This window comes from Candidatus Kuenenia stuttgartiensis (genome assembly GCF_900232105.1).
GTDB classification, from domain to species: domain Bacteria; phylum Planctomycetota; class Brocadiia; order Brocadiales; family Brocadiaceae; genus Kuenenia; species Kuenenia stuttgartiensis_A.
In genome coordinates this window covers 1,512,917-1,536,682 of sequence record NZ_LT934425.1, presented here as the reverse complement: position 1 = coordinate 1,536,682, position 23,766 = coordinate 1,512,917, and the positions used below count along the sequence as shown (strand labels likewise).

General features: G+C 40.5%; 22 protein-coding genes and 1 tRNA gene. 4 read left to right on the top strand and 19 right to left on the bottom strand.

Annotation, left to right across the window (positions count from 1 at the left end; all coding sequences use genetic code 11):
• Window positions 1–98: 98 nt before the first annotated feature.
• The 13 genes from KSMBR1_RS06995 to KSMBR1_RS20850 all read right to left on the bottom strand — a co-directional run bounded on the left by KSMBR1_RS06995 (window position 99) and on the right by KSMBR1_RS20850 (window position 9,457).
• A complete protein-coding gene (locus tag KSMBR1_RS06995; protein ID WP_099324670.1) occupies window positions 99–962 on the bottom strand; it encodes a BglII/BstYI family type II restriction endonuclease in 864 nt (287 codons plus the stop codon).
• Between the two features lie 14 nt (window positions 963–976).
• Window positions 977–1,345, bottom strand: coding sequence for a helicase-related protein (locus tag KSMBR1_RS06990; RefSeq protein WP_197705372.1), 369 nt, complete (start codon window positions 1,343–1,345; stop codon window positions 977–979).
• 239 nt (window positions 1,346–1,584) lie between these two features.
• Window positions 1,585–1,773 carry an integrase core domain-containing protein gene (locus KSMBR1_RS23260; RefSeq protein WP_419469885.1) on the bottom strand — a complete coding sequence of 63 codons (189 nt, stop codon included), beginning with the start codon at window positions 1,771–1,773 and terminating at the stop codon, window positions 1,585–1,587.
• Window positions 1,709–2,278: a hypothetical protein gene (locus tag KSMBR1_RS06985; RefSeq protein WP_197705371.1), complete on the bottom strand. Its 570-nt coding sequence runs from the start codon at window positions 2,276–2,278 to the stop codon at window positions 1,709–1,711. Before KSMBR1_RS06985 ends, KSMBR1_RS23260 begins: the two co-directional genes overlap by 65 nt.
• Before the next feature lie 80 nt (window positions 2,279–2,358).
• Entirely contained in the window at window positions 2,359–2,673 is a 315-nt protein-coding gene (locus KSMBR1_RS06980; RefSeq protein ID WP_099324668.1) for a transposase, read from the bottom strand.
• A gap of 532 nt (window positions 2,674–3,205) precedes the next feature.
• Window positions 3,206–3,625, bottom strand: coding sequence for a hypothetical protein (locus KSMBR1_RS06975; RefSeq protein ID WP_099324667.1), 420 nt, complete (start codon window positions 3,623–3,625; stop codon window positions 3,206–3,208).
• A 101-nt stretch (window positions 3,626–3,726) separates the two neighbouring features.
• Window positions 3,727–4,194, bottom strand: coding sequence for a hypothetical protein (locus tag KSMBR1_RS06970; protein ID WP_099324666.1), 468 nt, complete (start codon window positions 4,192–4,194; stop codon window positions 3,727–3,729).
• Between the two features lie 496 nt (window positions 4,195–4,690).
• A tRNA-Asn gene (locus KSMBR1_RS06960) sits at window positions 4,691–4,765 on the bottom strand.
• Between the two features lie 9 nt (window positions 4,766–4,774).
• Window positions 4,775–5,566, bottom strand: coding sequence for an acetyl-CoA carboxylase, carboxyltransferase subunit beta (accD, locus tag KSMBR1_RS06955; RefSeq protein WP_230408051.1), 792 nt, complete (start codon window positions 5,564–5,566; stop codon window positions 4,775–4,777).
• Between the two features lie 395 nt (window positions 5,567–5,961).
• On the bottom strand, window positions 5,962–6,660 hold the full coding sequence (rpe, locus tag KSMBR1_RS06950; RefSeq protein ID WP_099324663.1) for a ribulose-phosphate 3-epimerase: 699 nt from the start codon (window positions 6,658–6,660) through the stop codon (window positions 5,962–5,964).
• A 61-nt stretch (window positions 6,661–6,721) separates the two neighbouring features.
• The gene (locus KSMBR1_RS06945; protein WP_099324662.1) at window positions 6,722–7,915 is read right to left on the bottom strand and encodes a phosphoglycerate kinase; all 1,194 of its coding nucleotides are present in this window, start codon (window positions 7,913–7,915) and stop codon (window positions 6,722–6,724) included.
• Between the two features lie 174 nt (window positions 7,916–8,089).
• Window positions 8,090–9,091 (bottom strand): type I glyceraldehyde-3-phosphate dehydrogenase, encoded by a 1,002-nt coding sequence (gap, locus tag KSMBR1_RS06940; protein ID WP_099324661.1) that lies wholly within the window; start codon window positions 9,089–9,091, stop codon window positions 8,090–8,092.
• A 198-nt stretch (window positions 9,092–9,289) separates the two neighbouring features.
• On the bottom strand, window positions 9,290–9,457 hold the full coding sequence (locus tag KSMBR1_RS20850; RefSeq protein WP_157820435.1) for a hypothetical protein: 168 nt from the start codon (window positions 9,455–9,457) through the stop codon (window positions 9,290–9,292).
• A 475-nt stretch (window positions 9,458–9,932) separates the two neighbouring features.
• Between KSMBR1_RS20850 and KSMBR1_RS06935 the strand changes: the two genes are divergently transcribed.
• Window positions 9,933–10,559: a hypothetical protein gene (locus KSMBR1_RS06935; RefSeq protein ID WP_157820434.1), complete on the top strand. Its 627-nt coding sequence runs from the start codon at window positions 9,933–9,935 to the stop codon at window positions 10,557–10,559.
• Window positions 10,560–10,620: 61 nt separating this feature from the next.
• On the opposite strand, the gene KSMBR1_RS06930 is transcribed toward KSMBR1_RS06935, so the two are convergent.
• Window positions 10,621–12,033, bottom strand: a complete 1,413-nt coding sequence (locus KSMBR1_RS06930; RefSeq protein WP_099324659.1) for a sigma-54-dependent transcriptional regulator — start codon at window positions 12,031–12,033, stop codon at window positions 10,621–10,623.
• 178 nt (window positions 12,034–12,211) lie between these two features.
• Window positions 12,212–14,338, bottom strand: a complete 2,127-nt coding sequence (locus KSMBR1_RS06925) for a two-component system sensor histidine kinase NtrB (RefSeq protein ID WP_157820433.1) — start codon at window positions 14,336–14,338, stop codon at window positions 12,212–12,214.
• A gap of 485 nt (window positions 14,339–14,823) precedes the next feature.
• Here KSMBR1_RS06925 and waaF point away from each other — a divergent pair, with 485 nt between their 5' ends.
• Window positions 14,824–15,897, top strand: coding sequence for a lipopolysaccharide heptosyltransferase II (gene waaF / locus KSMBR1_RS06915; RefSeq protein WP_099324656.1), 1,074 nt, complete (start codon window positions 14,824–14,826; stop codon window positions 15,895–15,897).
• A 105-nt stretch (window positions 15,898–16,002) separates the two neighbouring features.
• Here waaF and KSMBR1_RS06910 read toward each other — a convergent pair whose 3' ends face one another.
• The 3 genes from KSMBR1_RS06910 to rfbA all read right to left on the bottom strand — a co-directional run bounded on the left by KSMBR1_RS06910 (window position 16,003) and on the right by rfbA (window position 18,618).
• Entirely contained in the window at window positions 16,003–16,959 is a 957-nt protein-coding gene (locus tag KSMBR1_RS06910) for a calcium/sodium antiporter (RefSeq protein WP_099324655.1), read from the bottom strand.
• A 215-nt stretch (window positions 16,960–17,174) separates the two neighbouring features.
• A complete protein-coding gene (rfbC, locus tag KSMBR1_RS06905) occupies window positions 17,175–17,738 on the bottom strand; it encodes a dTDP-4-dehydrorhamnose 3,5-epimerase (protein WP_099324654.1) in 564 nt (187 codons plus the stop codon).
• A complete protein-coding gene (rfbA, locus tag KSMBR1_RS06900; protein WP_099324653.1) occupies window positions 17,728–18,618 on the bottom strand; it encodes a glucose-1-phosphate thymidylyltransferase RfbA in 891 nt (296 codons plus the stop codon). Before rfbA ends, rfbC begins: the two co-directional genes overlap by 11 nt.
• Before the next feature lie 302 nt (window positions 18,619–18,920).
• Between rfbA and KSMBR1_RS06890 the strand changes: the two genes are divergently transcribed.
• Both KSMBR1_RS06890 and KSMBR1_RS06885 read left to right on the top strand, forming a co-directional pair.
• A complete protein-coding gene (locus tag KSMBR1_RS06890) occupies window positions 18,921–19,277 on the top strand; it encodes an HNH endonuclease (protein ID WP_099324651.1) in 357 nt (118 codons plus the stop codon).
• A gap of 201 nt (window positions 19,278–19,478) precedes the next feature.
• Window positions 19,479–22,067: a peptidase U32 family protein gene (locus KSMBR1_RS06885; RefSeq protein WP_157820432.1), complete on the top strand. Its 2,589-nt coding sequence runs from the start codon at window positions 19,479–19,481 to the stop codon at window positions 22,065–22,067.
• 333 nt (window positions 22,068–22,400) lie between these two features.
• On the opposite strand, the gene gmd is transcribed toward KSMBR1_RS06885, so the two are convergent.
• On the bottom strand, window positions 22,401–23,531 hold the full coding sequence (gene gmd / locus KSMBR1_RS06875; protein WP_099324648.1) for a GDP-mannose 4,6-dehydratase: 1,131 nt from the start codon (window positions 23,529–23,531) through the stop codon (window positions 22,401–22,403).
• Window positions 23,532–23,766: the final 235 nt, after the last annotated feature.

The window sequence follows — 23,766 nt, the reverse complement described above, 5'->3', positions numbered from 1 at the left end:
GCCATTACGCCAAACCATCAACACAACATTTTCTGTGGATTCAACTCTACTAATATAAAATTGAATAATTCTTATAGTAATTTTATATTCTATACTTTTTAAAGATAATTTATATCTATCCCAAGAATAACAATGGGCATATCAAAAATATTTTTAAGATAAGTAAACTCTTTATAAGCTTTTTCGTAATGCATCATACCTGAATAAGATTTCCTTCCCCGAAGTAATGCTTTTTGCTTTCCTATTTCACAAAGGATGTTTGCAAAATCAAATGTTGGTGTTATTAACATTCCCAAATGTATCTGCCTTGAACAATAAGAAAGCATGAATTTGATGTAATCCTGATAATATGACCTTGCATTCCCAAACTCAACTTCGATCTGAATACCATTTTTTCTAAAGTCATATTTTAAATCTAATTCAGGTATGGCTCTACCTTCTTTTTGCCAGCTATACTCAATAAATGCCTGTTCTAACTTTTTGTTGTAATAAGACTGCCCTTCATCTATTTGAAATTTAATACTATTTACTATTGATTCAATCTCACCTAAATATAAATCTTTATCAACAATATCCAATGATTTGTAATGCATTGAATCTGCTATATATAATCTTGTGTTGTGCGAATCTTGTATTGTAATTGGAATTAATTTATAAACATCGGAAGATATTTTCTTAAATTCCAAAAACTCTCCAACTCTACCGAATTTCGTAGCTTTAAAAATATCATTTAACCAATTTATAAATTGAACATGAGATTTTGTTGTATATTTTATCTGGACGTGTTGTCGAATGTTATTTAGCTTCCTTAAAGCAACTCTGGTATTCTGACTATCCCCAAATATGAGAGTAATCTCCTTTTTGTCGCCAACTTTAGGGCTTTCAAAGAAAGATTCATAGTTTTTATGTATTGTTATCCCCTCTTTGAGAGTTGATTTTCCTACCAAATGTTTAAAATTCATAAATGATGTAATTTCTAATTTTCAGCAAAACGAGGCATTTCCCGTCGTAATAGACTTGCATCAACATCTCTTTTCAACGAAATATATTCAAGTCTTGGGACTACAATAAAATCATATATTATTGATTTGCTTTTGCCAGTTGACAAACGAAGGATGCGTCCACGTCTTTGTATAAACTCCTTCGGATTACTTGTACTTGCTAAAAAGAATGCAATTTTTGTTGCGGGCACATCTACGCCTTCGTCCAAACATTTTACGGCAACAATAACTTGTATATTCCCAATTGCAAATTCTTCAAGGATTTTTTGGCGCTCATTCAAAGTAACGGTATAAACAAATTCGTGACATTTTTGTGTTGGTTCACCGTGAATTGGAATTTTCAAATTTAAAATAAGCTACTAAAGCTGGAGCTTTGCCTCAGATCCCAGGGTTTATTTTAGGCATAAGAGGAACTCTGGTTCGTCATTCTTTGATTGTGAGTGAGAGAGGAGCGATTTGCCTCCTCTCTCGGAAAAGACGATCCGTCGTCCCCCGTTCGGCTATCCCTTGGCAGGTTGCTCCCCAGCAGAGCCTACCTCTGTTTTACCGAACGGCAAGATACTATTTCTTCGCCTCCTTTCTGTCAAGCGATTTTCCGTTTAGCCGACCGTCGTTCCCTTGCTTCACTTAATTTACAGTCTCGTTCGGAAAAGATTTCTTTTTCACGTCCAAGCAATTTGTCCTGCGGAGCGATATAACCTATTGCGCTATGTAATCGTTTCGTGTTGTAATGCGCGACAAATTCCTCCACAATTCGTCGGGCGTCTTGCAGGTTTACTGGGCAATAGGGACGAATACTTTCCTGCTTTGATGATTTCCACCTCCGTTTCCTTCATTGTTTCCCGAATTTCCCAATGGACTATTTGCCTGCTATAGCCGTCTAAAACTGCGCAGAGATAATAAAATGTGCCGCCAATATTCAGGTACGACACGTCTATATGCCAGTGTTCATACGGTATTAAAGGCTGCACAAACCCAGTTCCTTTTTTGGATGGCTTCCTGTTCCATTCCCGCATTACACCGGCATTCACCAACACCCGGTACACGCTTGACGGGCTTACTGCCACAATGTTAGCATCCAGCATCATAAAGGTCAGTCTACGATAACCTTCAAGAGGATACTCTTCATAATAGGCAAGGATCGCCTCCTTTTCCCACTCTTCAAGCCACGTATCACGCGGTATCCACGCATTGTGCTCATTTACTTTGCCGTAACGAGTTCTCCATTCATTAAACTTAGATTGGGAGATACCAATCCATCTGATCAATTGGCACACCGGTATTTCCGCCTTTCCAGACCACCTATTGACAAAATCAACTACGATATCCCTTGTATCATGGGCTACCCAAATGCCTTTTAGTTTGCCCCAAGACTTTTTTTTAGCGCAACGTGTTCCTCCATCAGTTCTGACAATACCTCGTTTTTGCGGGCAAGCTTCTTCTCCAGTTCCAATGCCTTTTTCTTCCATTCCTGGCACTCCCCGTCCTTCCCTTTTCCAAAGGCGTATACGGCATTTGACAGCAATTCCTTCAGCCAACGATAGTACATGGTTGGATGAATACCATTAGCGTCACACACATCCGAGAGTGTTTTCTTTTCAAGTAAATGTTGCTTCATTATCTCCACTCGTTTCTCCGGTAGATACCTTTTTCTCATACTTACTTCTTTCATTTTTCCCTCCTTTGAAATAGTTTATGTATAGCTTATTTCAATAAGAGAAATTCCATTTCCGTCTGAAGCAAAACACAATTAGATTTTCGAAACATAAAAAAATCGCATGTGCATTGAACAAGGGATTGTAGCACCTTGTTCAAATTCAATTTTTAGAAAATTATACGCTCAGAGGTATTTCAAGACGATTGATAGATTACCAATGGAGTAGCCACACAGTATATGTTTATGGGAAACTATCTCCTGGCCGGTTGAGGATATAGGTGTTTTTTATTAAATTCCCGGAAAACAAAAAACAGGGAATATAAGGAAATGGTTCAAGATTATTCCGGAGAGGAGACGCGGATATTGGAGGATTTTCGGCAGGGTTTGTTTTTGGGAGTAAAGGGTATTGATGGCAGGTAAAATAAATTGGGTTGGGTTTTTAAGGAAATTGAGGGATACTTCCCTGATTTTAGATTATGCCTCGGCTGCATCAATAGGGGGGAATGTCGCTTTATTATTCCAATGAATAGTCGTCAGGCATTAAAGATTATTTTAGATTTCCTTTTTCATAGTATTTTATAAGTTTAGATATAAGTTTATCGACGCTGCAATTCTCGATGTCAGCCAATTTATTAAGCTTTTTGAAATTTCCTGTAGAGATTTCTTTGTCCAATACCTTTACAGAACCATCATTCCAGTGAAGTTTATTTCGGTCAGCTAGAATGAATTTTTCCGGGTAGAGTTTTGCCGCCCTCTTTTTCACTTGATTCCATGCTTCATTGATATCGCGTGTAGCAGACATTTGGCCCAACAATCCCATATTGTAGACTATGGTCTCTTTGAAGTTCTTAGTTCCCGCAGGAAGTTGTAAGAGAATTTCCAACATAGCTTCGGACAGTTTGGCTTTAGATAGTCCAGTACCCATACCTGCTCTTCTCATTTCGCCGAACATTTTCTTGTTAAACATTGAACCTCCTTGGCTGTGACTACAAATTATAAATGAATACGACTATTTCTAAGCCTAACTACCAAAATCAACGGCGGCGCTTTTTGCCGTTCTAGCCAAAGCTATTCTCTGTAATAATATGGATCATCAAACATTGATGCCCGTTCATTCCTTTCTGATATGCACCGCATCGGACATACCACACATGCTTCTGTTAGCGAATCCCATGCTTTGGCAGCAATCGTCAATAACTTATCTACAAGTCTATCTCCGATAGCAGGAAAAAATTCCTCAATTGCCTCGTGTCCCAATCTGACATTGGCGATCCGCCCTTCCAGTTTATCAAGAATAACCTTCTTAAGGTGTTTTGCGTAATAAATGCAGAAATTTTTTAACCGGAGATTATCTATTCCCTTTTGATATAACTTCTCCGTTAATCGTTTCTCTTTCGCAAGGAAATGACCAAATCCCTGCGCGAACTCAAACAGAAACCAGTTAATTTTTGTTTTCTCCTTGTCGTTTAAAAAAAAGTGACTCGGAGAAATGTGATTTTTCTCATCACTATTGTTATGATGTCTTGAAATAATCATTATCCTCTCTTCGTATCCTCTCAAAATTTCATGGTAAAAGTATAGAAAAAGAATTCCTAATTTTAATAAAAGCAACAAAAAATCGTATGATATGAGGGACACTTCCTGAATTTTGGATTATGCCTCGGCCGTATTAATAGGGGAAGTGTCACGATATTATATCTGAACGGGTAAAAAATCTTCATCAAAAAAACTGGATTCAGGCTGTGGTGGCGCTTTTATGTTTGATTCCATTGAAAAAAAATATAAAAACTGCGCGAAAGAATTGGTCTGGCGGTGGTTTTTCCTGGCGAAAAATCCACCACCGTTCCGGATACAAAGGAGATACGGCGGTATCATTTTCATGAAATGCGTGTGCAGGTTGCGATAAAAAGGGCGGTACAGGATGCAAAAATTTGTAAACGTGTTGCAACTCATACGTTTCGCCGTAGCTTTGCAACGTATCTAATGAAAAAGGCAGAACCTCAGTAATTGGAGTTCTGCCTATAATTAAGATTGGCTCCTCGGGTAGGATTCGAACCTACAACCTAGTGGTTAACAGCCACCCACTCTACCATTGAGCTACCGAGGAAGATTTTTATTAATTAACATGCAAATATTGAATCAACCTTGAAATTTCATGCTTCATGTTTTTACGATGTACAATCATATCAAGAAAACCATGCTCAAGCAAAAATTCCGCCCGCTGAAAATTACCAGGAAGTGTTCGTTTTATTGTTTCCTGAATTACTCTGGGACCTGCAAAACCAATCAGCGCCTTTGGTTCGGCAATAGTAATATCTGCCAATGAAGCAAAACTTGCCATTACTCCACCCAGTGAAGGATCGGTTAATACCGATATGTATAGCCCGCCCGCCCGTTGAAACCTTGCTATGGCGGCGCTCGTTTTTGCCATTTGCATAAGAGAAAAAATACCCTCCTGCATGCGAGCTCCTCCGCCTGAACCAGAAATAATCACCAAAGGGAATTTTTGATCCATAGCCTTTTCTGTTATGCGGACAATCTTCTCCCCAACCACAGAACCCATACTTCCCATTATGAAGCTGGGATCGGTAATCCCTATCATGATGTCAGCGCCATTCACCTTTCCTTTTCCAACTATAGCGGCCTCTTTCAGTCCGGATTTAAGCTGGTCGGCAGTAACCCTTTCTGGGTATGACATGCGGTCAAAAAAATTCAAAGGATTGGTGGGCTTCATATCAGTCCAATACTCTTCGAAACTGTCTTCATCAAGCAGCAATTTTAATCTGTCCCTGCTAAAAATGCGAAAATGGTAATCACACTCGGGACAAACCTGGAAGCTTTCTTCAACGGTTTTCCTATATACCAAATTTTTGCACCAGTCGCAGCTTATCCATAAGCCGTTTGGCATATCTTTCTTTTTTCTAAAGAACACCATTGAATTGCCATGCCCCCATTAAATTAACAAAAGGGATATTCGCTCCATCATTGGCAAACATTGTTTTTGACCACTTATGCAACGTTTTCCCGTGCAAAATATCCCATATATACTATTGTGAAATACAGAAAAACTAATAACTATTCAGCGTAATTTATTAAACTACCGGAGATCAGAGCGCAACTCGTTTCCAAACAGATACTTCACTATGTTCAGTACAAGGTTTGGGAATGAGCCGTGTATCGTTTACGCTGAATAGTTACAAAAACCGTCAACAAAACAAGAGATAGTTTAAAACTTTTTAACCAAAAAACAAGCTATTTTTATATATTTCCAGGAAACAACTTCTTTGGACAATAAAAAGGAATTTATCTGTTAACAAGATTAACAGCATCTTTTTCCATGGTTTGTTCGGCAATTTGTTTCAGGGATTTAATCGCATTGCCAGGGTCACTCGTTTTAAAAATAGCAGAAGCGGCTACGATTACATTTGCCCCTTGTTTTACTACCTGGGAAATATTGTCTGGTGTAATTCCTCCATCTACCTGAATATCCATTTTATCCGGCGCTTTATCGCGGAGCCTTGCAATCTTAGGCAAGGCAATTGGAATAAATTTCTGGCCAGCAAAACCTGGATTTACCGACATGACGAGCGCCATATCTACCTGATCCAGAAAATTTTCTATCATTTCTACGGGCGTACCCGGATTTAACGATATACCAACTTTCATCCCCGTACTTTTGATCAGAGAAATAATCTCTTTGGGGTTTTTTACCGTCTCAATATGAAATGTAATTATTCCATTGCCTTCCGCCGCCCCGGCAAATGCTTCCACATAACGTTCCGGATGTTCGATCATTAAATGTATATCTAATGGTATATTTGTTATCCGCCTTATCCCCGCAACAATAAAAGGCCCTATGGTAATATTGGGGACAAAATGGCCGTCCATAACATCAATATGAATGAGATCGATTCCCGCCGCTTCAATGCGTTTGATTTCTTCTTCAAAGCGCATGGGATTTGCCGCCAGTATTGAAGCGGATATTTTAATCTTATTTCTCATTCTTCGTATTTCCTTTGTTTTAGCATAGATCAATAGAGAAGTTACGGAAGATGTCCGTATATTATATTTTTTTGTCCGTAAGCGATGCTATCCCGGGGAGATCTCCGCCTTCCAATAATTTCAAAAAAGCCCCTCCGCCGGTTGAAATAAATGATACCTCGTGCGCTTTCCCTGCTTTGTGAAACGCCATGTCGGTATCACCGCCGCCCACTACGGTGGATGCGTGAGAACTTGTTACGATATCTACCATGGCGTATGTTCCTCTGCTGAATGCATCAATTTCAAACGCCCCCATAGGGCCGTTCCATAAAATTGTTTTTGCGTCCTGCAATACCGCGGAAAAAAGTTTTATCGTTGCAGGGCCTATGTCAAGGGCAATCCATCTTTCTGGTATTTCCTGAAATGGCACTACCTTTGTTTCCGCCGTTTTGTCAAATTTTTCCGCCACAACGAAATCCACCGGTAAATATAATTTTGTGCCATTTTTCTTTGTATAATCCATTAGATTATTTGCCGTCTCAATCATACTGTCTTCAACCAGCGATTTCCCAACCGGTATTCCCTGTGCTTTAAGAAAGGTAAATGCCATTGCCCCGCCGATGATGATTTTATCCATCTTTTTGGCAAGATTTTCAAGGATCTTTATTTTGTCAGAGACCTTAGAGCCTCCCAAAATGGCAATAACAGGACGTATAGGATCGTTGACGGATTTTTCAAAATAGTCCAACTCTTTCTTGATCAAAAACCCGGCTGCCGCAGGCACATACCGGACTATCCCGACCATCGAAGCATGATTTCTGTGGCAGTTTCCGAATGCATCCTGTACGAATAAATCACATAAACCCGCAAGCTCTTTCGCAAACCCGGCATCGTTTTTTTGCTCGCCGGGATGAAACCTTAAGTTTTCCAACAGTAGCACGTCTCCGTAATTCATTGCCTCTACCTGTTTTTTTACCTCTTCGCCAATACAGTCCTCCGCAAGCGTGATCTTGACTTTTTCCGTCAGAAAACGTTGCAGACGCCTTGCTACAGGTTTTAAACTGTATTTCGGATTTGCGCCGACGGGCCTTCCCAGATGAGACGCAATAATTACCTTTGCTTCCTCATCCAGCAAATAGTTGATGGTTGGCAATGTTGCGCGAATCCTGGTATCATCGGTTATATTCCCATCTTCGTCTAATGGTACATTGTAATCCGTACGTACCATAACCTTCTTTTTTCTAACCGCCAGGTCTTTTATAAATAGTTTTTTCATTTAAATATTATTATGCTTTAAAATGAGGTTTATTAGAAATAACGCAGGAGAAAAACCGTTTTGGCTTGCAGGAAACTTATTGGAGAAAGCGCTAAATATTACTCGTTTAAATAAATATTCGTTACTTTGCAGGGAATGGGCATTTTTCATTACACAAGAAAACGGATGTTTTTTTTAAAGACGACTCATTAATTCGATCAGGTCAACCATGCGGTTTGAAAACCCCCATTCATTATCGTACCAGGATATTACTTTTGCCATGCGTTTATCAATTACATACGTTAACGCGGAATCGAATATGCTGGAATGTGGATTCCCGATGATATCTGAAGATACAATGGGGTCTCCGCAATATTCAAGGATACCTTTTAAATCGCCTTCTGCGGCTGTTTTCATGGCAGCATTGATTGCATCCCTATCGACCTCTTTTGCAAGCATAACCACCAAATCGGTAACAGAACCATCGGGCACGGGAACCCGCATGGCCAGGCCATCCAACTTCCCTTTCAGTGATGGAATCACCTCGCCGATTGCCTTTGCCGCTCCAGTCGTTGTCGGAATAATATTTATTGCCGCTGCCCTTGCCCTTCTGATATCCTTATGCATGAAATCCAGTATTCGCTGATCATTCGTATATGCATGTATTGTCGTCATAAGCCCTTTTTCTATTCCAAAGTTGTCATGCAATACTTTTGCGAGCGGCGCTAAACAATTCGTTGTGCATGAAGCATTGGACACTATTTTGTGTTCCGGCCGGAGATCTTTATTATTTACCCCGACAACGATTGTTGCGTCTATTTTATCCTTTGCCGGGGCTGAAAGAAGCACCTTTTTTGCACCCGCATCCAGGTGTTTTGAGCAGTCCGACCTTGAGGTAAATATGCCCGTAGATTCAATGACAATGTCTACGCCAATCGATTTCCATGGCAGTTTGGCAGGGTCTTTCTCCATAAGCAATCTGACCTCTTTGTCATTTACCATGAGGGCATTTTCTTTTATTTGTATGCTTCCGTCAAATCTGCCGTGTATAGAATCATATTTCAGCAACATTGCCAGCGATTTTGAATCGGCAAGATCATTTATGGCAACTACATCGATATTATTCCGTTTGGATATTACACGAAATACATTCCTTCCTATCCTTCCAAAACCATTTATTCCTATTCTAACTGACATGTATTGTCCTTATTTTTTGTCCTAAAATATTAAAAATACGTATTTCACTTACCATTTATAGTTTATAAAAAGGGGGGCACTTTTCCCACAGGAAAAGACACGGTATTCTAAGCAGGTAAATATGTTTTGTCAAGTATTTAAAAACCATGGGCTGCTTTTACTTACCGAATAGTCTTAAAATGCGGTACTGGCAAAAAATTAATGTTCGGGTAAGAATTGTGCCAATGCCTGCATCCAGTTCCAAAGCCCATTTTTCATTTCTTCCGCCTCTACGCCATCTTTGAATGAATCTTCATTTTCTTCGATAAAGCAATAGACCTTTCCTAAAAATTCTTTTAATTCAGCGACTTGTTTTAAAATATCCACCTTTATTTCTCCCTCTTAAGCTGGCATAGCCAGTGCCAAACAAGCACGAGATAAAAAATCCGAAGCACGAAATACGAAACAAATTCTAATTTTTAATTTTCAAATGTTCAAAACCCGGTTTTTTTCATAGGGATTTTGTATTTTGGAATTTGTTTAGTATTTAGCATTTCGGAGTTCACCATTAGATATTTTGTTAAAAAATATAAATAAATCACTGCTGCGGTACGGTCGTATACATCCTGATAATTCACGGAATATAACATACGTTTGTTGCAGAATGCAAACAGTTCTTGTTTTATTATTGTCGCGTAATCATGTTATATTCATGCTAATAGTTTTTTCCTGAATTTATGAATGAAACAACCCTGACAAAATTAACAGGTAGGGCAAGGATAAAATGTCGCTGTAGTGGTAAATAGGCATCCACAATTACCAGGCAGGATACTTTTGCAGCTTTATGAAGATAGGGGAATGTATGATAAAAATAGTTATTATTTATTTGTGTTTTTTTGCCGGTATTGTTTTATCAACCGGGAAAACGGCTTATAGTTATGGTTACAAAAGGGAAGAAGACCCTTTGATTACGACTTTTAAGGCGATCATTTTTCACGGGAAACAAGATAATTGGCTAATGGTTCAAAACGAGATTGAAAATATTACTGATCGTATAAATGACATTAATACTCTGTTTAATATAGACTTTAAACCCCTGTTTGCTGTTACATTACGAGAGCAGGATTTCCGCAATTTGTGCAATCAAATGGCAACGCTCGTTTTTTTTGCAATAAAGGAAAAGTTTTATTACAACAAAAAAGAACTACTGAAAATTTTTGTTCGTGCAAAAGTACGGCTTCGATTAGCAGAAGAGTATTATACTGCCTTGCTGGCAGGAAATGTCCTGGCTTATGACGAAAGGCATGCTACTTCACTGCACAAGGAGATTATAGAAAGATTTTCAGGTTTACGAGACACTATTGGCAGTGCCGGATTCCTCGGCGCCGGCGCCAAAGAACCAAATTTGTACGAGTTTAATACAATGTCCGATGAAATAGAATCGTTGCTTTTAACGGCATTTCCCTACTTTGACAAAAACCGGAAATGATTTTGTCCGGCCGATTCATCATGATGATATTACTGTTTGTCTTTCGACCCATACACTCATTTCATTCTTTGATATCTTTATTTAGCTGTAAATCTTTTATTTTTTGCTGCAGATTTTGACGGTGCATGTCTAATGCCTCTGCCGTATGGCTGATATTGCCACCGCATTCCTCAAGTTTCTTACTGATAAAATCCTTCTCGAAATTTTCAATAAGGATCTTTTTCGCTTCACGAAATGAGAGATGGTAATGTACATTTTTTGTTGAATCCGGGGTTTTTTCCTCCCGTATTATGTCTTCAGAGAGGTCTGAAATATCAAGAACATCGTTGTTTGTAAGAACTATGGCGCTTTCTATGGTGTTCTTTAACTGACGAATGTTTCCCGGCCAATTGTATGCACTAAGTTTTTTCATGGCGTCATTTGAAATAGAAACAACATTTTTATAATGTTTTTTACTGAAATGTTGTATGAACCGGTTTACCAGCAATGGTATGTCTTCTTTTCTCTTTCTTAACGGCGGAATTTTTATATTTACGACATTTATTCTATAGTATAAATCTTCTCTGAACCGGCCTTCTTCTATTTCCTCTTCCAGGTCGCGGTGGGTGGCGCTGATGATTCTTACATCAACCGCCAGTGTTTCCGTGCCGCCCAGACGTTCAAATTTTTGTTCCTGCAGTACCCGCAGGAGTTTTGATTGTGTGCTGAGGCTCATATCCCCTATTTCATCCAGCAGAATAGTGCCATTATTTGCCATCTCAAATTTACCCATGCGCCTTTCTGTTGCGCCGGTAAAGGATCCCCTTTCATGCCCGAAAAGCTCGCTTTCAATAAGCGTTTCCGGCACGGCAGCGCAATTCATCACAATAAACGGACCGTTTTTCCTTTTGCTCCTCCGGTGAATCTCATGCGCCGCAAGTTCTTTACCACTGCCGCTCTCTCCCTGAAGCAGTACCGTAACATCAGCGGTAACTACTTTTTCTATCCGGTCAAAAACCTCCTGCATGATCTTGCTTTGGCCGAGAAGCTCTCCATATCCCTCAAGCATTCCAATCTCCATGCGCAAGCGGGTATTTTCTTCCTGAAGAGCTATTTTCTCCAGCGCGTTCCTGGTGATAATGCGTAGTTCTTCCATTTCGTAAGGCTTTGCTATGTAATCGTATGCGCCCTTTTTCATGGCCTCCACGGCAATCTTTTCCGAACCGTGCGCCGTAACGATAACCACAAGCGGGGGATGTTTCATTTCACGTATCTTTTCAAGCGTTTTTAGTCCGTCGAGCTGAGGCATATTTATATCTAAAAATATAAGGGCTGGCTGCAACGTATGTATTTTTTGTAAAACATCTATGCCGTTTGTTGCTTCAAAGATGGAACCGTGGTCCCTTTGTAAAATCTTTTTCATGCCGTAGCGTGCAGCTTTTTCATCATCGACGATTAAGATAGAATTTGTGTGCATGGTTTCCTTTGTTGTCATAATAATAGTAGTACCTTATCAGTAATTTCCCGGCACTTTTTCTCAAAATATTTAATAGTGAAATCGGTTAATTGCAGGCTTGTGACGATTTTTTTTAAATCTATGCAATCGTTCGACTGAGCTTATGACGAAGTGCTGTGTAATCTGTGGTTCTTGTTTCGTATTTCGCCTTTCTTGTTTATTTGTCTTCGCCTATGCCAGCTTGGGGTTGCATTTGCTCGAATGGGACGTCTATAACAAAGGTTGTTCCGTCCCCATTGCTTTCAACATGAATGGTGGCGTGCATGTCCTCTAATTTCTTTTTAACAACGGAAAGCCCTAAGCCGGTTCCCGTCTGTTTCGTAGTAAAAAATGGATCAAATATCTTTTGCAGAGAATCCTGCGGTATGCCGTGCCCGGTATCCGTGACTTTTATCTGAATAAAATGCTTTGTTGGAATGAGGTCTGCATCGATGGAGATTTTTCCATTGGGAGGGGTTGCCTGAATGGCATTATGGATAAGATTGAAAAATACCTCCTTTAATGCGGCTTTATCAGCATATATAAGTGGAAGTGCTTCAGAAATATTACATAATATCGCAATATTGTTTTGCCTCGCCTCATGGTTTAGCACTACCAGTGTTGAATCAATAACCTCTTTTATTTTCACATGTTCCTGCATGTTCCCACTGGGCTTTGCATAGAGAAGCAATTGGTTTACCACTTTGTTCAGCCGGTCGATTTCACCGACAATGATATCAAGGTCTTTTTGTAAAGGATGCTCCTTTTCTAAATCTTCGCACATTGCCTGGACGATAGCCTTTATGGAACTAAGGGGATTTTTTACTTCATGGGCAACGCTTGTAGAGAGGCGTCCGAGACTGGATAATTTTTCGTTTTCTAGCATTTTTCTCTCAAGAAAAAGTTTTTCTTCGATGATCTTTGATTTTTCAAGCGCGGAACCAATCTCGTTTGCAATAATCATTAATTGATCTAAATTATCAGAGGCGATCGGCATACCGCGTTTTGCCCTGCCCATACACAATATCCCTTTCAGCCTTCTTTTTACAAAGACAGGAAAGATAAAAATAGCCTCCAATAACCGCATTTCACTAATGACGGCAGCGTCCTTTACTTCATATCGGTTTAATTCCACAAGCTCTCCCGATGAATAAAATTGTATAATATTATGCAAATTTGCAAGTGCAATAACGTCATTTTTTTTGTCTCCGATGATTTGAATCCTGTTCTTTTTAATGAGAACGAGGTTTATTGTTTTAATCGAGGTCGCTTTTTTAATAGAAAAGACAACATTTTCAAGGAGTGCCGTGATGTTGACAAGAGGGTCTGTGCTTATGACATGATTTAATTCGTTTAAAAGATACTCCGTATCCGAGCTTCGAAAAAAGAGTATCTTCCTGAAAAGTTTTTGAGACTTTTCTTTAATTGTTGGAAACCAGAAAACAAGGTTTATTACAAAGACCGCCTCCAGTGTTTTGGAATGTATTGCATACTTTATTTCCATAAACTTGCTAAATTGCTTTATTCCGAAATAGTAGAGACAGATGATGACAAAGGTGAGGAAAGAGTAAAAAATACTCCTTCTTAAAACAAATTCCATATAATTATAGCGATAAACGTAATAGGAAAAGACGATGCTGGGAAAAATGGAAGATAACATGGAGACAAGCACCAGATAGTCGCCGATATAAGCTATTTTCCTGCCTTCGAGGATTACGGTAAATCCAATGAAAACCGCTATGGTTATCAATACCCAGAAAATAGCCATAAGGAATTTTTGTTCCTCTTTTTCTTCTGCATTTTTTGCCAGCCATTTGGAGATGTACGCAGAAATAAGCAATGCTACTATCAGCCAGACGATAAACGGCTTTACAAGCTGGCTATGGGCGACCAAATAAGATTCTTCCAGGCGGATGAATTTTTTTATAACGAATGAAAAGGGGAGAACGGGAAAATATATTGCAATTAAAATAAGCTTCTGCAAGGACCTTCTTATCGTAAAACCGTTTTCATATAAAAATGAAATGGCGGTATGAAGCAATAAGCTGGGCATAAGCCCAATGCCGGCATACGAAATTGCGTCAGCAATGAAATTTACCGGGAAGAGATTTTTGTCGAACAAAATAGAACTAAAGAGATAAACGGTATTCCCTAAATGCCACATTGCGACACTAATAACAAGAAACTGAAAAATAAATTCACTTCTCTTCTTGTGTCTTCGCTGCCCAATGAGTACGGATAAAACGATGTGAAGAATCGTTCCCACGATGAAACCAATAATGGAAATAATTTCATAAAGAGGCATAGGCGTGTTTGGAGATTTTATCCCTATAAAAGTGTGACAAAAAATGTATAATTCTTTAAAAAAGGGCAACTACGGATTGTGCATGTCATATATATTGCCCTGTAAAAACTTCTTTTTGCAAATCTTTCTTCGTACTACTATCCATCAACTTCTTGTTTTTTATGCTCGTTTTTCAAGATGCATAACCGTAAGGCATTGATTAGCAGAGACGCACGGCCGTGCGTCTCTGCATTAAATTCCCTTCTTGGGAGGGTATTAAGTGGTGGGTAAAAATTAATGTCATTGGATCTTTGTCTTTTAAAAACCCAACCTAATTTAAGAATCGGACATCCCCCCACCGGGTGGCTGGTTTTTTGTTTAAACATATTTGTTATTGGTAAATTGGCAGGAAATACCCTGCACATATTAATATCGCATTAAAGGGACATGTCAACAGAAAAAAGAACGCGTGCTTTTCAATACTTTTTGGGCAGTGAGCAGAAATTATGATACGAAAGAGAAATGAAACTATCGCCGATGCGGTAAACAAAATAATTATCAGATCTCCAAACTGGGTTGGCGACGTGGTTATGGCCACTCCCGCGTTTAGGTGTATTCGTGAAAACTTTCCCCGCGCAAAAATAACCATTCTCTTAAAACCATACGTCAGGAGATTAATCGATAACACTCCGTGGTTCGATGAAATAGTGGAGACTGATTCGCATAACTCACAGGTAAAATACATGGGATATGTTTCTCTCGTTATGCAAATACGAAGGAATCGGTATGACCTGGGGTTTTTATTCCCCAATTCATTCAGTTCTGCGTTACTATTCCGGCTGGCGGGTGTAAAGCGCCGTATTGGTTATAAAAGAGATGCCCGCGGTTTTCTGTTAACCGATGGGGTCAACCGGTTAATGGAAAATGGAAGGTTTTTGCCGACATATATGACAGAGTATTACTTACGGTTATGTTCTGAAATCGGATGCGCTGTACGCTCAAAGAAGCTGGAGTTGTTTGTAACCGAACGGGGGCAGAAATGTACTGCGGAAATGTTTGAGGAATATGGCTTTAACAATGGAAGACCACTTATTCTCTTAAATCCAGGTGCGGCCTATGGGTCTTCAAAATGCTGGACGGCAGAAGGATTTGCCAGAACGGCTGATATTATCCAGTCAAAAATTAGAAGCAATATTGCTGTTGTGTGCGCCCCTCATGAGGTGAAATTAGGCGAAGATATCAAAGAGAAAGCAAAATCAAAGATAATAAATTTAGCAGACAGAGCGCTTGACCTGGAAATTTTAAAATCAATTATTCAACGATGTGATTTGTTGATTTCCGTTGATTCCGGGCCAAGGCACATAGCAGTGGCTTTTAAAAAACCCGTTATTACGCTAATGGGGCCAAATGACCCGCGATACACATGTTCTCCTGAAGAAACAGGAGAGGTGATACGTGCGGAGGTGGATTGCCTTGCATGTCAATTAAAGGTTTGTCCGAAAGACCACAGATGCATGACCCAAATAAAACCGGAAAGGGTTGCAGGGGTAAGCCTGGAAGTGCTTCGCCACTACCTTTAGAAGAAATGACAATTACAGGTGAACAGTAGTACCTTTCTTCTGTCGGTAGTCGGCAATCGGCAAATGGCAGATTGAGTACTCCCGAATGTTTGCCAGCTTAGGGATTTAAAAGATACATTTTTTGTAAATAGCTATCATATAAAAAATATATCCAACCAGTAAAAAAACACCTTCCCACCTGGTAAGTATAAACTTTCTCATAATCATGGGAATAAGCAGAAGGCTGAAGACGATCATAACCGGCATATCAAATTGCAAAGAAGAGGTATTAATCTGCAGCGGGTGTATAATAGCGGTGATTCCAAGCACCGCGAGAATATTATAAATATTGCTTCCCAGCACGTTGCCTACGCAGATATCCGATTCTTTCCGAAAAGCAGCAACGGTTGATATTGCCAATTCCGGAAGAGAAGTACCTACCGCAACAACGGAAAGACCAACAACGAGTTCGCTTATGCCAAAGTTGCGCGCCAGATAAATTGCAGAATTCACCAGCAGGTGTGCGCCCCCGATAAGCGTTGTAAGGCCGATAAACATGAACAAAATATCGAGAGAAAGTGTGTTTTTTTTGCTAATAAAATCTGCAAATTCCTCCTCGATTACCTTTGATTCTTTTTTGGCACTCCGGGAAATATAGCAGGTATAGACTACAATCCCCACCACCAGCAGGCCGCCTTCCCAACGGCTAAGAATGCCGTTTCTGCACATCAGATACAAAAGGCCTGAAATGCCTATAATAATTGGGATTTCCCTGCGGAGGAGGTTCATTTCCACTTTCAGTGGAAGGATTATTGCGGTTACCCCAAGTACCAGTCCAACGTTGGCGATATTGCTTCCAATGACGTTCCCTATTGCGATGTCATTTAAATTTCTTATCCCGGAAATAATTCCTGTAACGAGTTCAGGAGCAGATGTGCCAAAGGCAATAATGGTAAGACCGATGATAATAGGTTTAATATTAAGAAAATACGCGAATCGCGACGCCCCTTTGACAAGCCATTCGGCGCCAAAATAAAGAGCGGCAATGCCGGCACAAAATAAGAGAGATTGTAAGAGAATCATAGGTTAATCCACCTCTTTAAAAAACGCTACTTATGAACGAGAGCGTAAGTTTTATAGGGTTAATAGCATTAAAATATGGTTGTTGTATCATCATGGAAACATTTCACCGTTAAATTCCTCCTATTGCCGTGTACCATAAAAATACTCTGTGAAATTTATGCAATCTGTGGTTTCAATCTTTTTTTATCGAGAAAGCTGAAGCCTCCGATGGCATCTTATTTTTTGTATAACGGCAAAAGCGTTTCCGGTATGTTCTTTAATGTTTGGTATTCCTGGTCTTTTTTTGAGAGGATTGGCGAAGAGGATTGCCACGTTATGTTTATCGCTGGGTCCGACCAGAGGATACCATAATCATCGTCGGGCGTGTAAATTTCCGTACACTTGTATAATACGTCTGCCGTTTCGCTCAGGACCAGAAAACCATGTGCGAATCCTTCGGGGATATACAATTGGTATTTGTTTTCAGCGGATAAATGGACGCCTGTCCATTTTCCAAAAGAGGGAGATCCCCTCCGGATGTCCACCGCGACGTCAAAAATTTCTCCGGAGATAACATAGACAAGTTTTCCCTGCGGATGCAAGAGTTGGTAGTGCAGGCCTCTTAGCGTATTTTTTTTAGAGTAAGAGTGATTATCCTGTACAAAATTGCCAGAAATTCCCACTTCCGCGTATTTATTTTTGTGAAAGGTTTCCAGGAAAAACCCTCTATCGTCTCTGAAAACCTGCGGCTTGATGAGCACAACCTCCGGCAAGGCGGTCTTTGCAAATTCACAGGGCATATTCTTTTATCTCCTCTTCTTCAATGACTGCCATGATATAACGTCCATAATCATTTTTTAACATATCAAGGGCAAGCGCTTTTAATTGCGCCCGGTCAATGTATCCCAACCGGTATGCGAGTTCTTCGATACAGGCGATTTTTATTCCCTGTCGTTCCTGTATTGCCTGGACATAGCTGGACGCCTGCTGGAGTGATTCATGCGTTCCGGTGTCAAGCCATGCGAACCCCCTCCCTAAAAGTTCTACACAAAGATCGCCTCTTTTTAAATAGGTTACATTCACATCCGTGATCTCCAGTTCTCCCCTGGCGGAAGGTTTAAGATTTTCAGCAATCTTGATTACATCGTTGTCGTAGAAGTATATGCCGGGGATAGCGTATTTTGATTTAGGTTTTTTGGGTTTTTCTTCGATACTGATGACTTTTCCGTTCTGGTCGAATTCTACAACGCCGTATCGTTCAGGGTCATGAACGTGATACCCGAAGATTAATCCCCCTTTTTTGATTTGGGTGGCGTTTTTAAATATTTCACGAAGCCCGTGACCATAGAAAATGTTGTCCCCCAGGATAAGGGCGACAGAGTCCTTGCCGATAAAGGGTTTCCCGATAATGAAGGCTTGCGCCAAACCTTCCGGGGCGGGTTGCTCTGCATAACAAATCGAAATGTTTAATGATGAACCGTCGCCGAGCAATTCTTTAAATTGCGGCAGATCTCTTGGGGTAGAGATGATGAGTATTTCCCTTATTCCCGCCAGCAATAATGCCGACAAGGGATAATAAATCAACGGTTTATCGAAAACGGGTAAAAGCTGTTTGCTTACCACCCTTGTAATGGGATAAAGCCGTGTGCCGGAGCCTCCGGCGAGGATTATGCCTTTCATGGTATTTTAATCTTTGGTAAATAATGAATCTAATGGGCGCATGGTTACGCTATATGTTTATTTTATTGAGATTTTTCAAAAAGCGAAAAGAAGGATGTCGCCCTTCAGGCAAATGTGGTGTCCGAATTGTAACAGGGGATTCAATGATTCTTCAAGCATTTTTATCTGCGGGCAGGTCATTTAATTTGATGATCAATGTGTTTTTTGTTCCCTCTTTCCTTGTAAGCCAAAAAAACCTATAATAATAAGAACAATAATTTATTATCGCATGAACATAATACCTTTAAAAAAAGAGATTGAACATGTCTGACTGGATTCATATCGAGAAAGATCCAAAACATATAGCCAGGGAAAAATTGAAGGCGCAGGAGATGCGAAAAACGCAATGGTGGTTAAACAAAATATCGCGGGGAATATGTCATTATTGCCAGAAAACATTCTCCCCCGATAAGCTTACTATGGACCATGTAGTACCGCTTTCAAGGGGTGGTAGAAGCACAAAGGGGAATATCGTCCCGTGTTGTAAGGAATGTAACAATAAGAAAAAGTACTTAACACCGGCTGAAATTGTATTGAATAAATTGAAACAACAGAATGCCTCACCGCAAGGGGATATGGTACAGCCAGAAAACAAACAAGAAGACAGTCTGCAATCCTGAGTCCTCAATCTGCAATTTGAAATTTGTCGACTGATACAGAGTCTCCAATGTACCTTCATGCCTGAACTTTACAACGTTGCAAGGCTTTCTGTTTATTGAGAATTTTCGAAAACCTACTTTATTACGTATATTGTCGTATGGAGATGCCAAACGTTTACTCCCAACAAAAAAAAACCGGAATTGCTCTCTCCCGCCGGCGATATGGAATGTTTTTTTGTCGCCGTTGAAAATGGCGCTGACGCTATTTATGTTGGCTTAAAAGATTTCAGCGCACGTGCAAGTGCGTGTAATTTTTCCATCGACGACGTCCGCAAGGCCATTGCCTATGCCCGCAAAATGTCCGTCAGGGTCTACGTCGCCATTAATACCCTGATTAAAACCGACGAATTGGAAAAGGTCGTGGAATATCTCATCGCACTTGATGAATTACGGCCAGATGCTTTGATTATTCAGGATTTGGGGCTTCTTTTCCTGATACAATCTCAATTCCCTCAATTTACCCTTCACGCCAGTACGCAAATGACTATTCATAATCTTGCCGGGGTAAAACAGATGGAAAGGATGGGGTTTAAACGAGTCGTCTTGTCCAGAGAGTTGTCGGTGGATGAGATTAAAAATATTGCACTAAATTCCAACATGGAGATTGAGGTATTTGTCCACGGGGCATTGTGTTATTCCTATTCAGGGTTATGTTTCTTTAGCAGTGTAATGGGCGGACGTAGCGGGAACCGGGGCCGCTGCGCACAGCCATGCAGGATGTATTATAAATCACCGCAGGGTGAAGGCGGATATCTGTTTTCTATGAAAGACCTCCGTACTTTAACCCATGTAAACAGGTTAATGGCGGCAGGGATTCACTCCTTTAAGATTGAAGGCCGTATGAAATCGGCTGAATACGTTGCCGCAGCGACACATGTCTATCGCCAGGCAATTGATGGCACGCTTGAAGATATGGACAACGCCATTCATCTCATGAATACCGTATTTAGCCGGGAAACAACTTACTCATACCTGTTTGAAGAAACGTATCAACAAGGTAAAAAAAACAGCAATAACAAATATGCGCCACGCCCGGAAAATGCCCCTTTCTTGTCTCATCCTTCGCAAGGCGGGGCAGTTGTAAAATCCCCAAAATTCGTACAGGATATAGAACGATTCTCCAATAATAAACAAGTCAAGGCCTCAGACGCGATCAATCCATTCTATCCTGCAAATATAGGCGCTTATGCGGGTGAGGTAACAAAACAGGGAAAGGGCTGCATTACCGTTCGGGCAGATGCTGAAATCGGTGTAAGGGATTTATTACAGTTTTTTGAGAATGGCGCAAAGGAACCCGCCTTGTTACCCGTAAGGAATATCAGGGTCAATGGGAAGAGGGTGTTTGGTATAAAGGCAGGTGATATTGCCATGATCGACACAGAACGGCAATATCAACCTGGGGTAGGGGCAAGGTTGTACTTGCTCTCTTCGCAAAAGATCAAAGAATATTTTGCGCCAAAAGTACCGAAAAAATCAGAGGCTTCCAGGATGCCCGTGGATTTGGAAATCAAAATAATGCCTGACGGCATAGACATAAAGGGCACGGCAAGGTATTTCTCGTTTCCCATGAATTTTTCGGTGAAACTGGAAAAGAGCATTCACAGGACAACAGAAAGAGAACAGGTAAAAGAGTGCTTTTCCCGCCTGGGCGAGACGTCCTTTGAGCTGAAAGATATTCATACAGAAATTTCCGATGAATTATTTGTTCCGCTCAGCGTGTTAAATGAAATCCGAAGGGAGTATTTCCGGATATTTTATGAAGAATGGCACAAGGACAGGGATCGCAGGTGTGAAAGCATAAAGAAGTGGGTTAAGGGGGAGTGGATTGAATTTACTCATCCAGTACATAGGGATGTTTCTGCCGGAGGAATAAGGCTATCTCTGAAGGTAGATAAACCGGACTATTTAAACCACATCCCACTGGAAACGGTTCACAAGATATATATAGTCCTTACCGAGGAAACGATTGGGGATCTCCTGGCACTGCAAAGCCATAATCAAACATCCTTTAACAAAAGGGGATTAAGTGCGTTGTTATACACTTGCGGAGAAAATAATGAAAATATCTCTCCATCAAATGGAAGAGACAAGATCGTTTTCTCATTACCCGCCATCATGAGGGATACAGGGATAGGATGCATGACCTACGGGTATTGTAAGAAGGCCGTACAGGAGTTGCTCTCACAGGGGTTTCGGCAATTCCATATCTCCAACCCCGGTGCAATTGAGTTATTTGAAGACGCAGAGGTACAATTGTATGCCGATTACCCTTTCTATTGTCTGAATCCGCTTTCTGCGATTAAACTGCGCGAGTTGGGATTCTGCAGATATACGCTCTCTCCGGAAGATGACAAAGAGAATCTGGAAAAGCTGTTTTCTCCCCATGCTGAGTTGATTATTTATCAGGATACCCCGCTCTTTACCTCAGAGACCTGCATTTGGGCAAACATGAAAAGGGAGTGTCCTGGAAAGAATTGGTGCGGTTTCAGTCAAATGACACTGGAAAATGAATATGGCGACCGCTTTACAGCCATAAATGAGGATTGCAGGACAGTAGTGATTGGACAAAAGCCATTTTCCCTTATTCAGTACATTCCGAAACTGATTGATGGCGGTCAAAGGGACTTCAGGGTTGACTTATGTTATAAGGATTATACACCTGAAATGGTGCAGGATATATTTTCAAAAATTCAAACCATGAGTAAGGTCAATAATTCCGTGATGGGGAATTTTGAAAGGGGGCTACTGTAGAGTTCAGGTTGCCAGGCCGGCCCCAGACTTCTTGGCAAAATATTTAAAGGTGAAATACGAAATAAGAAACACGAAATCCGAAACAAATTCTAATGACAAAATGATTTGAAATTCTAAACAAGCGCTTCTTTTGTATCTCGCGTTTCGTGCTTCATACTTGTTGTATGTTTTGGATTTGTTTTGAATTTTATGCATTGTTCTTCAAATTTGTTTCGTACTTCGGGTTTCGTATTTTTAATTTCTCGCTTGTTTGGTTCTGGCTATACCAGCTTAGGAATTTCTATAGCGCTTATTGGGTTTCACCCATGGCTATATGCTTTCTGCCCTTCAGTCCTATGGTATTTCCCCTATCCAGCCAATCCCCTTCTGTCTCAGAATCCTGACGCCGTCGCCCGATGATTTTAAACCGGCCAATTCCATATCAGAGTCAACCATAATTTGGACAAGCTCGTGAAATGTAACCCTCGGCGCCCAGTTTAATTTTTTTTGTGCCTTCGTTATGTCGGCACATAAAAAGTCTACTTCTGTAGGCCTGAAGTATCTGGGATCGATTTCAACAAGGACGTCGCCGGTTTTAAGTGCGGAGGTTGAGGATAAGGCGGAGGTTAAGGAGCGAACGACGCCTTTTTCTTCGGCGCCTTTTCCCTTCCATTCCAAATCAACCCCAACAAGTTTGAAGGCAATTTCGACAAATTCTCTTACCGAATGGCTTTCGCCGGTTCCTATCGCATAATCATCCGGTCTTTCCTGTTGAAGTATTAACCATTGGCACACTACATATTCCGGGGCAAAACCCCAGTCCCTTCTGGCCGCCAAATTACCCAAATACAATTTCTTTTGCTTTCCGGCAACGATGTTTGCCACCGCCCTCGTTATCTTTCTTGTTACAAAAGTCTCGCCTCTTCTGGGTGATTCGTGATTAAAGAGGATTCCATTACAGGCAAACATATTGTACCCCTCCCGATAGTTAACTGTCATCCAGTAGGCATAGACTTTGGCTGCAGCATAGGGGCTTCTTGGCCTGAAATGTGTTTCCTCATTTTGAGGAGGAAGGGCATCTCCGAACATCTCGCTACTACTTGCCTGATACACTTTGGTTTTAATGCCGCTTCTCCTTACTGCCTCTAACAACCTTGTTGTGCCCAGGCCACTAATATCCCCAGTGGATTCAGGCATATCAAAGCTAACGCGTACATGGCTTTGCGCTGCCAGGTGATATACTTCATCAGGCTGAATATTATAGATGAGGTTTGTTATTTGTCCCGAATCGGAAAGGTCTCCGTAATGCAAAAAAAGCCGTGCATCGGGGTCATGGGGGTCCCGGTAGAGGTGATCAATCCTGCCGGTGTTAAAGGTACTGGATCTGCGAATAAGGCCGTGAGTTTCATAGCCCATGGAAAGGAGAAATTCTGCAAGATAGGAGCCGTCTTGTCCGGTAATTCCGGTTATTAAAGCTTTTTTCATAATATTCTCAGATATTTTAAATAGTAAAAATTTAAGATTACGGTTAAGGTTGAGATAATGCCATTTGTATTGCCTTGACTTGCAAGAAGCCCTTACTTATAATTTACTCCTCTTATGCGACCGCAATGAATTAGCTACGTACTATTAAATCAGGTTGGGTTTTTAAAAGAAAAAAATCCAACGACATTTATTTTTATTCATTGCTTAACTAAAAATATTGAAATTCCTATACATA